Annotated in this window: 1 pseudogene; it reads left to right on the forward strand. The window is 38.0% G+C overall.

Annotated features, from left to right (window positions below):
* A pseudogene (locus tag MTCD1_RS20110) lies at positions 1-242 on the forward strand (polysaccharide lyase); the annotation flags it as partial.

Below are 242 nucleotides of genomic sequence, written 5' to 3' on the forward strand. Positions count from 1 at the left end.
GTGGTTACACCTCGGCTATGTTCAACTCAGATTTTAATAATGAATGGGGAAATGTTTCTGGTGAAGCTAATATCATCGACAGAAATGGTTCAAAGCAGTTAGCGGTAACTCATCCCAAAGGCTATTACAAAAAAGGCATTTCCGGTGGTAAGCATTTAAACGAATTTAACGAGTTGTATTTTTCATATCAAATCACATTTGGTAAAGATTACGACTTTTCTATGGGCGGGAAAATGCCAGGC

The organism is Colwellia marinimaniae, assembly GCF_002207865.1.
Taxonomy (GTDB): Bacteria; Pseudomonadota; Gammaproteobacteria; order Enterobacterales; family Alteromonadaceae; genus Colwellia; species Colwellia marinimaniae.